This is a genomic window from Gilliamella sp. (assembly GCF_024104075.1).
Classification (GTDB): Bacteria; Pseudomonadota; Gammaproteobacteria; order Enterobacterales; family Orbaceae; genus Gilliamella; species Gilliamella bombi.
In genome coordinates this window covers 23264-33931 of record NZ_JAGGHR010000024.1, presented here as the reverse complement: position 1 = coordinate 33931, position 10668 = coordinate 23264, and the positions used below count along the sequence as shown (strand labels likewise).

Here is a 10668-nt window from a genome sequence, read left to right as displayed (position 1 = left end):
GCAGTTTGATTCATTTCTGACTCTCCTTTTTGTGTTATAAAATAACTCAAACGTCAGATTAAGTAAAGACTATTACAATTTTTATTAGAAAAAGCGCAAGCTTTTAAAACCTACTGGCGTGTCGTCTAGCTTTACACAGGACTTTGTTCTTTGGTTGAGTGTCCTCAGTTTAAGTTTAAGTTTAAGTTTAAGTTTAAGTGCAAAAACTAAGGAGTGACACAAACGACAAAAGAATCATAGTCGTTGGTAAAAACAGTTCCATAATTTGGATACACAACAAACCGCTCACTTCCAGTAGTGTCGCTCGTCCAGTAGTTTAAATATACGAAATCTGCTCGGTAATAATCGGTAATATTACCCCATTCACTCAACAAAACACCACCTATACGGCGATGATAATTGTTACCTACCGAAGAAGGTACAGCTCCTTGACAACCATTACCTACAGAAGAACAGTTCGCATTAGTCAGATCCTTTACCTGTGGTACACGATATCCTAGATTATTACACCAAACAGCTTGGTCGGAATAGGGTTTGTTTGTATACCCTCGGTTGACAAACCACTTTTGTAACTCAAATCCATATTTTACTACTACATTATCACTACTATCCTTACCTTCTAATACAAATAACTTTGGTAAATTTGGCACGGTAATTCGACTAGGTTTGTCATTATCCCATTGGGCTTTAGCTTCTGGACCAGTTAAAGTAACATGAACACTAGTACTACCCATAGGGGTTATGGAAGCAGTTATTCCTTCATGTATGACTGGAGCCCACGTTAACTGACTTGCATCGACTCCAACTATATCTAAATCAAAATCCAAACCATCTGCCCCTGTAGTCGGAAAATTTTGTTCGTTTTGTGACGGTATAATCGATTGTATAAGAAACCCAGAAAAGCGCCATGTGCTATCTTGGACAGCAAACTCACCATAACCCTCACGACGATTTGGCCTTACGAAATTGACACCTACTGTAACCTTTGGTTTGATGTAATATGTTTCACTACTTTCTGTGAAGGTACTAGCATTTGGTTTCCCGTATTGTGTGCTTAAAGATCCCTCTGTACTACTTAATTTTACTTTATAAGGTGCATTACTTATCGTTAATACTTCATTACGACTAACTATTTGATTATTTTTATCTGTGATACTAAGCGTTATACTTCCTTTTGCCATTACCCCACCATCTTGTCCATCACCATCATCATCACCCCAATTACCCTGTGCGACTAAATCCTTAAGATCCACAGAATTGGTTGATGTCGGTACCATCATGTCAATAATTTCAAAACTTTGACCCAATGCGGGGAGCTCAATTGGATTTGTTGATGATGAAGGATTGTTTTGCGGTGTGAATGTTCGACCATCCGATAACCTAATACTTAATAAGTCATCTGTTGTAGTCACTTTGGTAGTACCACCATCAAAAGCTAAATAAGGTGCAGTACCATGAATGAGTTTAGAAGTCGTGGCCGATAATGCCTGAGATTCCAATGAATACGGCAATAATAGTAGTAGTGTCAATGACAACGGAAATTTAGCAAGTGATTTCGATAAAAATTTTAAAGATAACTTTGATAAGATAAACAAGATTTGTGTAACACCACATCTAGCATGGTGATTTAATAAATTTAAGACATTGGCTTGCCTCTGCTTGTTAAAATGATACTGCATTACGTTCCACCTGTCGATTAAGTTTATTGGTTTCTATATTAACCTTATAATTAAATTAACTAATTTTAAATTGGTGAAATTATAGACGTTTATGTAAATTTTTGCTAGTTTTTAGATAAATTTTGGTTAATTTTTGTCAAGAATAAGTGTTATTGTTTTGGCTTTATGACAGCTTTTAGGATATATTTTTTATTTAAAAACTTAGCAAGATTTCTGATATTTTGAGCTTTGAGAGTAACAAACCGCAACGGTAACATTATCCGATTTAGGCTATTTTATATCAAAATGATAAAGCACTTAGCGCTATCAAACACTCTACCCAAGGCAAAAACACTCAGGTAGATTATTGATTTTATTTGATTTTTATTTATTTTTTTCCCGCTCAATTGCACGGTAGCCAATATCATGGCGATAAAAACAACCATGCCAATAGATGTCTTTGGCTTGCTGATAAGCACGTTGTTGAGCTTCAAGTACTGTGTTGCCAAGTGCGGTTACACATAATACCCGTCCACCATTGGTGTAGACTCGCCCTTTTTCTAAACTAGTACCCGCATGGAAAATTTTGCAATCTTCGGTTGATTCTGCTGGTAGTCCAAGAATTACATCTTGGGTATGATATTCACCCGGATAACCGCCTGCAGCAAGTACCACTCCTAATGCTGGTCTTGGATCCCATTTTGATTTGACCGTATCTAATTTGCCTTCTACCGCCGCTAAGCAAAGTTTGACCAAATCTGATTGCATTCGCATCATTATCGGCTGTGTTTCGGGATCGCCAAATCGGCAGTTGAATTCAATAACTTTGGGATTGCCGTTTTTGTCAATCATTAAGCCAGCATATAAAAAGCCGACATAGACGTTGCCCTCTTGCGCCATACCATTGACCGTTGGATAGATAATTTCATCCATTACCTTTGCAAAAACCGCATCAGTTACAACAGGAGCTGGCGAATACGCGCCCATGCCACCCGTGTTTAAGCCTGTATCTCCATCGCCAACACGTTTATGATCTTGGCTCGTTGCCATGGGCTCGACATTTTTGCCATCTACCATGACAATAAAGCTAGCTTCTTCACCCTCGAGAAACTCTTCAATCACTACTCGGTGACCTGCATCACCAAAGGCATTTCCAGCTAACATGTCACGAACGGCGTCTTCGGCCTCTTTTAGTGTCATGGCAACAATAACGCCTTTACCAGCCGCAAGTCCATCGGCTTTAATCACGATCGGTGCGCCCTTTTCACGGATATAAGCAATTGCTGGTTCAACTTCAGTAAAGTTTTGATATTCAGCTGTTGGAATTTTATGACGTGCTAAAAAATCTTTAGTAAAAGCTTTTGACCCTTCCAGTTGAGCGGCCGATTTTGTTGGACCGAAGATTTTTAATCCTGCTTTTTGGAAGCTATCAACAATGCCAATAACCAGTGGTGCTTCAGGACCAACAATGGTCAAATCCACTTGCTGTTGCTGGGCAAAGTTAAGCAGTCCACTCACATCGGTGGCTTTGATATTAATATTTTCTAAACTTGGTTCCAGCGCAGTACCAGCATTGCCAGGTGCAACAAAAACTTTAGAAACCAATGGAGATTGTGCTGCTTTCCAAGCAAGCGCGTGTTCACGCCCACCATTACCAATTACTAATACTTTCATAAAAGATCCTTTTAAGATGCCTTTCATAATATAAAGATATATATAGATAACTCTTTTTAAAAACTAACAAAGTGATCACACAATTAATGCCTAAAATGACGCATTTTAGTAAAGATCATCGCGATATTGTGCTCATTTGCGGCTTGGATCACTTCATCATCTCGAATCGAGCCACCAGGTTGAATCACACAAGTCACACCTGCGGCTGCAGCGGCATCGACGCCATCTCTAAATGGGAAAAACGCATCTGAAGCAACAACTGATCCAGCAACGTTTAAATTTTCATCTTTAGCTTTAATTCCCGCTATCTTAGCAGAGTAAACACGACTCATCTGCCCTGCTCCAATACCAATTGTCATATTATCTTTTGCATAGACAATGGCATTTGACTTAACAAATTTTGCCACTTTCCAACAAAATAGCGCATCTGAAAGCTCTTGAGCAGTGGGGTTACGTTTGGTTACTACAGTTAATTCATTTGGCGATATCATACCTAGATCGCGATCTTGCACTAATAAACCGCCATTGACACGTTTAAAATCTAAACTTACTGATGCTGGTGTTGACCACTCACCACATTCAAGTACACGCACATTTTTTTTAGCTTGAGTAATGGTTAAAGCTTCTTGGCTAACTGATGGGGCAATAATTACTTCTACAAATTGTTTATCAACAATGGCTTTTGCGGTATCTGCATCAAGTTGTCGATTAAAGGCTATAATGCCACCAAAAGCTGAAGTTGGATCAGTTTTAAAGGCTTTTTCATAAGCATGTAAAATATTATCACTAACCGCTACGCCACAAGGATTAGCATGTTTTACAATCACACACGCTGGCTCATCAAATGATTTTACACATTCAAGCGCAGCGTCGGTATCAGCAATATTGTTATAAGAAAGGGCTTTACCTTGCAACTGGTTTGCTGTTGCAATCGAGGCTTCTTTGACATCTTGCTCAACATAAAAAGCCGCTTGCTGATGTGCGTTTTCACCGTAACGCATATTCTGTTTTTTAATGAATTGTAGATTTAAAGTTCGAGGAAACTCGCCCGATGGTTGATTGGTTTCACCCATGTAAGGTGGCACTAATTGCCCAAAATAGTTGGCAATCATACCATCATATTTAGCCGTGTGTTCAAAGGCTTTAATTGCAAGGTTAAAACGGTATTTAAATGAAAGCGAGTTTTGGTTACTATCCATCATATTGATGATATTTTCATAATCACCACAATCAACTACAATGGCAACATCTTTATGATTTTTGGCAGCAGATCGAACCATTGTCGGACCACCAATGTCAATGTTTTCAACCGCATCATCTAACGTACAATCTGGTTTAGCGACAGTCTGCGCGAAGGGGTAAAGATTAACAACAACCATATCAATCGGTGCAATTTGGTGTTGTTGCATAATATCATCATCAATACCCCGTCGCCCTAAAATTGCCCCATGAATTTTAGGATGTAAAGTTTTAACTCGCCCGTTCATCATTTCAGGGAAACCAGTGTAATTTGATACTTCAATAACAGGTATTTGGTTTTCCATTAATAATTTTGCTGTCCCCCCAGTCGAAAGGAGTTCCACATTACGTTCTGATAAGGCTTTTGCAAATTCTAAAATACCGGTTTTGTCGGACACACTAAGTAAAGCACGACGGATAGGACGAAACTGCTGCATGAAAGGCTCCGAAATTGATATCTACAATCTAAGTTATTGTAGCCAACATTATATATAAATTAAAGATAGAAGTTTAGTGTTAACTTATCAAAAACGATCAAAGTAGTTGAATGATAATATTTGACTTTATTTCGGTTTTGACAAATAAGCTATATTTTATTCTTGACAAAATACCTAACACTTCCAACACGCTTTTTTGACGTATTATGCTCGCTTATTTGTCAGCATATTTTGACGACGTATAAATGGTTATATTAACCTTTTAACGTTATAAAGATAGGTCTATTTTTCGTTTTACATAACTCAGGTAGTATATTGATTTTATATTTTCTCAAAAGATAGATTGTCGTAATACTGTTACTTTTGGATACATCAGTAGTAGAAAATTTACAACATTTTGGTTGAATAAAACCCTAGACTAGCTAGGGTATTAATTAAGTTTATTGATTTAAATATTTAACTATTAATTCTTCGCTTTATATTCAGCATAATATTCTTCTGCTAATTTACGCATTGATAATCCAATTGCGGCATATTGATATTCATTTAAGTTTGCTAACGATGCTCGAGCAGAAGGATGTTGTACAGCAAATCCCTTACCCGGTAGTAGTACAACACCTGCTTCATCAGCAATTCTGAATAACATTTCAGATGGATTTTTATTTTTTAGGATCCATTTAGCAAATTTATCGTCATATAATTCTCGGCAAATATGTTCAAGATCCACTAGAGTGTAATAATCTACACTGTTTTCATCGGTTTGATGTTTAAGACCTAAATGTTGATAAAGTGATGCTGCGCGGCGTCGAATTAGCGATTTTAATGCTGTTTTATAGCTTTGATCGCTATCCATCATTTCACATAATGCAAATAATACCATTTGTACTTGCTGTGGTGTTGATAGTCCAGCAGTATGGTTTAATGCAACCGCACGACTATCGGCTACTAAGCGGTCTATAAATTTTAGATTTTCAGGGTCAGTAACAATTGAGCTATATCGTTTATTTAAGATCTGTTTGGTTTTGCTTGGTAACGCTTTAATGGCTTTATCTATTACATTATCATGTGCTGTTGCAATAACACCTAAACGCCAACCTGTAGCACCAAAATACTTAGAGAATGAATAAACTAAAATAGTATTTTGAGGGCAAATTGCAAATAAAGATTGGAAATCATCGGCAAATGTTCCATAAACATCATCAGTCAAAATGATCAATTCAGGACGTTTTTTAACAATCTCAGCAATGATTTTTAAACTTTTGTCATCAATTTTAACTGATGGTGGATTTGAAGGATTAACAACAAAAAAGGCTTTAATTGCTGGATCTTCTAATTTACGCAATTCTGACTCAGGATACTGCCAATTTGAGTTAGGATCAGAATTAATTAATACCTCAACTAATTGGTAATCGTTAAGTTCAGGAATTTCGAGATAAGGCGTGAATATAGGTGCGCCAATGGCAATTTTGTCACCTTTTTGGATTAATCCATTTTCTTTCATTGAGTTAAAAATATAAGCCATGGCAGCTGTGCCACCTTCAACAGCAAATAAATCTATATCATTACGATCCAGATATTGAGCACCCATTTGTTGTAAAACATATGCTTTAACCACATCTTCACTAAAATGTAGCATTCTATCTGGTACTGGATAATTACATCCTAAAATACCTTCTACCATTTCTTGTAAAAAGGCGTTTTCGTCAAGCCCTAGTTGATCACGAATATAAGAAAATGCCTTACCTAAAAAGGCAACACCAGGAGTGTTGTAATTTTGGCAAATAAAATGTTCAAAGCGTCCGGTTAGTCCTGCTTTAATTGGCATGCCACCGATACCTTCATTTAAATATGAAAATGACATTTCGGATTCTTGGGTTGCAAATACACCTAATTGGAAAAAAGCTTGACGAGGCCAAGTAGCAAGAAAGTTGGGATTGCCTCTCCCTGCATTTAACATTACTCGATCAGTATGACTTTGTGCCAATTTAATTAAGTTATCTTTTAATTCAAAAGGACTTAAATTAGCATATTGACTGTATTCTGTTTTGTTTTTCATACATTTGTATCCTTAATTTGATGGATCAATTAAACAAAAGCAACAACTAATGGTCCTAATAAAGTTAGGAAAACATTAGCTAAAGCATAAGTAATGGCAAAAGAGTTGGTTGGTGTTGAGTTACCGGCTTTATTTAGCACTTCACCAAAAGCAGGATTAGCGCTACGCGAACCCGCTAAAGCACCGGCAAACACCGCTACATTTTTATAGCCTAATACATATTTACCAAAATAAATGGCAAGTAACATTGGCAATAAAGTAACAACAACACCAATTAAAAATAGAGATAAACCTTGTTCTTTAATAGTATTAATCGCTTGAAGACCAGAACTTAAACCAACAACCGCCACAAAACCAGCCAAGCCAAAATCTTTTAAAAGTTGCACAGCACCAGTTGGTATGTTACCGATAGTTTGATGAACAGAGCGATACCAGCCGAATAATAATCCCGATAAAAGCGCACCGCCGCCAGCTCCTAATGTAATAGGAATATCGCTAACACGTATAACGATTAAACCAATAATAAGACCAACAACAAGCCCTAAACCATGAAATATCCAGTCAGTTTTTTCACTTTTAGTGATTGGAGCACCAATTTTATCTACAACACGACGAAGATCACCATCAGCACCATAAATAGTAATAACATCACCAAGTTTTAAATTAATATCGTTAGTAAGAGGAAGGGATTGTCCATCACGATGAATGGCCAAAAGGTATATTCCATGTTTTAATTTCATAACTTCGTCAGATTGAAGTACTTGAGTAAGATTTTGATCCACATAACGGCTATTACGCATTTCAACATCTAGTTTGTTCATCACTACATCCATACCTGATGCTGAATTTACTTCGCTACCAAGTAGATCTTGTGCTTTAATCATAGCGTCACGATGACCCACAACCAGAATGATATCTTTTGACTTTAATACCGTTTCAGGGGTTGCTTCTATTATTTTATTGCCACGTTTAATACGTTCAATACTGATACCATTTACAGTCTGTTCAATATGGGAAACAGTTTGGTTGATTTTGTTGGTAATACGATACAAACGACCACTAATATCAGATAAAGCTAAATTTTGATCATTGCTTAATAAGAGCGAACCATGAAGCTGTTCTGCTTGTGCTTTAATTGCATCATCGCCAATATCTCTACCCATTATTTTTGGCAGAATATTAACACACACTATAATGGCACCTAGTGAACCAAATATATAAGTGACTGCATAACCAATAGTGACATTAGCTTGCATTTTACTTAATTCTTCAGCACTTAATCCAAGTTGACTTAATGCATCAGAGGCTGTACCCATAATGGCAGATTGGGTCAATCCTCCTGCAGCTAAACCAGCAGCAAGGCCTTTGTCTAAATTAAATATTTTAGCTAAAATTACAACAGTCACAAAGCTTGCGACAGCAATAAATAATGCTAAGAATATTTCGCGTAATGTTTTCACGCCTAGTGAACGGAAAAACTGAGGACCACTTTCATAACCCACAGCATAAATAAATAGTGCAAAGAGAATCGACTTAACCCCAGCATCAATAGTAACGCCAAAAACACTTAAAGCAACAGCGACAAGTAACGAACCGGCAACACCACCGAGTTGGAATTTACCCATTCGAATGCCACCAATTAAATACCCTAAACTTAACGATAAAAATAATAGAATTTCTGGGGAGTGTTTAAACCCATCTAAAACCCAATTTGAAAGCCATTGAAACATATTAATTGTCCTCAAGGAAAAACATAAAGAAATGTAATTAAAGGAAAGAGTTTACCCATTAATTTTTATGGATTGTTTATATATTAAACCTATTTAGAATAATGGATATTCAGTTTTAACAATTAATGCTATCGTTAAAAATTAGTTAACAAACGCTATGTTTAATGGATATTTAATCAAGGACAAGAAATTTTGAAATAAATGTATTTAGATTGTATAAGCTCAATTTTTGAATTGAGCTCAATATTTTTAATTAATAAATTTAGACTAATTATATCTTCATTTTATCTTTTATCTGATATGGTTAAATTAGCAAAAAATCTACTTTATTTTGCTTTGAAAATATTTTCTTGAATTTTAGCATCAAGATTATTTATCCAACGATTATAATTTCGATGAACTCCGCCCTGACTATTTTTTAAATTATTGCTCACTGATACATAATTAATAGAGTAGCTCTTTGCAGAATAAGGTATATTCACTACAACTTCAAACTTACGGTTGAATAAACGCCCTCGAATAGTATTACTGTCAATAACATCCATCTTCCATGTACCAAATGCAGCTCGACCATTAGTAGCAGAAGCTAAAATAGCTTTTTTCACTTGATCTTTTGACAGTCCAGTTACTGGGGTGGTAATATTTTTAGGTTCTTGAAATTTACCAGAACATCCAATTAATAGCGAAAGTAATAATGCACCAACGATATATTTTAAAAACTTCATTGTTTACTCCTTTATTTTGTTTATTTATTACTAGTTAGCTTTTTACAGATCAACAGCGTATGGCCATAACCCAAATTATCAATATCTTTTTCGACATAAAAACCAGCATTCTTAAGACAATTATAAAATACCTTAGAATGGTAAAAGCGACTATTTCCATTTGCTAAACATGTGAAATACAAAGAAGAAGCATTTAAACTCAATGCTCCAGCTTCAAAACTTTGTCTATCCCAAAATAGATCCATAATACATACTATAGCATCATCTTTCATGCTACTGTAAATCAATTTTAAAATATGGGTGATTTGTTCAATACTAAAACAATCTAAAAACTGACTCATCCACCAAATATCTGCTTCATTAGGTAACATCTCTGCAGTCAATAAATTGACGGAATAGAAGTCAATGCGATCATCAAAACCTGCTTGCTTAACATTATTTTCGGCAACAGAAATCTGTTCGGGTAGATCTAATAATGTAACTTTGATATTCGGATTGTGTTTAGCACAATAAATAGCCCATTTACCTGTATTACCGCCAACATCATAAATATGTTTGGGATTCAATTGGGTAATATGAGAAAAAGCAATTGGAAATGAATGATCCGAATAAAAATGATCAAATTCAAACCAACTGTCTTTAGCTTTTTTAGGCAATGACTGCAATGCTGGATATATTGTTTTCCAATTACCAAAGACTTTCAATCCTTCAGGATTTCCAGACTCAAGCGAATCTTGTAGATAGAACATACTTTGATAACAAATATCTTGAGTAAAATTAAGATTAACTTCGGTCATTTTGTCATGTAATAAATAATGCCCTACTTTACCAAGAATATAGTGTCCATCATTTTTATAGATAACATGCATACTTAATCCAATATCCAACAAAAGCTCAATTGCGTAAGGGGATAAAGAAATTTGTTTTGCTATTTCGTCAAAACAAATGCCTCTTTTCCCTGCTTGATCTATGCAAGTTAAGATACCTTTGTTTTTCATACAAACTATTGCTTGAAAAAAGATAGGATAAAATGCTATTTTTTGTGCTTCTGTTATTGCGTCTAATGCGGTATAAATATCCCTATGATATCCATATCTTATATTTTCTTGTTCAGTCAATCTCTTGCCTTTTTAAATTTTTAATGTATTG

The 10668-nt window shown here is 35.7% G+C and carries 7 protein-coding genes; all 7 read right to left on the bottom strand.

Annotated features, from left to right (window positions below; genetic code table 11):
• Positions 1-206 precede the first annotated feature (206 nt).
• Positions 207-1679 carry a hypothetical protein gene (locus J6569_RS08140; RefSeq protein ID WP_296318215.1) on the bottom strand — a complete coding sequence of 491 codons (1473 nt, stop codon included), beginning with the start codon at positions 1677-1679 and terminating at the stop codon, positions 207-209.
• Positions 1680-2042: 363 nt separating this feature from the next.
• Positions 2043-3332, bottom strand: coding sequence for a phosphoribosylamine--glycine ligase (gene purD / locus J6569_RS08135; RefSeq protein WP_296318214.1), 1290 nt, complete (start codon positions 3330-3332; stop codon positions 2043-2045).
• 83 nt (positions 3333-3415) lie between these two features.
• Complete coding sequence (gene purH, locus J6569_RS08130) at positions 3416-5008, bottom strand: bifunctional phosphoribosylaminoimidazolecarboxamide formyltransferase/IMP cyclohydrolase (protein ID WP_296318213.1); 1593 nt, start codon at positions 5006-5008, stop codon at positions 3416-3418.
• 463 nt (positions 5009-5471) lie between these two features.
• Positions 5472-7064: a bifunctional aspartate transaminase/aspartate 4-decarboxylase gene (locus J6569_RS08125; RefSeq protein WP_065561708.1), complete on the bottom strand. Its 1593-nt coding sequence runs from the start codon at positions 7062-7064 to the stop codon at positions 5472-5474.
• 29 nt (positions 7065-7093) lie between these two features.
• On the bottom strand, positions 7094-8794 hold the full coding sequence (gene aspT, locus J6569_RS08120) for an aspartate-alanine antiporter (RefSeq protein WP_296318212.1): 1701 nt from the start codon (positions 8792-8794) through the stop codon (positions 7094-7096).
• A gap of 326 nt (positions 8795-9120) precedes the next feature.
• Entirely contained in the window at positions 9121-9519 is a 399-nt protein-coding gene (locus J6569_RS08115) for a hypothetical protein (protein WP_065590084.1), read from the bottom strand.
• 20 nt (positions 9520-9539) lie between these two features.
• Positions 9540-10619, bottom strand: a complete 1080-nt coding sequence (locus J6569_RS08110) for a class I SAM-dependent methyltransferase (RefSeq protein WP_366940511.1) — start codon at positions 10617-10619, stop codon at positions 9540-9542.
• Positions 10620-10668: the final 49 nt, after the last annotated feature.

Bases quoted from the DNA above. Each gene is read 5' to 3' on its own strand.
- J6569_RS08140 (WP_296318215.1), bottom strand. From the start codon at position 1,679: ATGCAGTATCATTTTAACAAGCAGAGGCAAGCCAATGTCTTAAATTTA.
- purD (WP_296318214.1), bottom strand. From the start codon at position 3,332: ATGAAAGTATTAGTAATTGGTAATGGTGGGCGTGAACACGCGCTTGCT.
- purH (WP_296318213.1), bottom strand. From the start codon at position 5,008: ATGCAGCAGTTTCGTCCTATCCGTCGTGCTTTACTTAGTGTGTCCGAC.
- J6569_RS08125 (WP_065561708.1), bottom strand. From the start codon at position 7,064: ATGAAAAACAAAACAGAATACAGTCAATATGCTAATTTAAGTCCTTTT.
- aspT (WP_296318212.1), bottom strand. From the start codon at position 8,794: ATGTTTCAATGGCTTTCAAATTGGGTTTTAGATGGGTTTAAACACTCC.
- J6569_RS08115 (WP_065590084.1), bottom strand. From the start codon at position 9,519: ATGAAGTTTTTAAAATATATCGTTGGTGCATTATTACTTTCGCTATTA.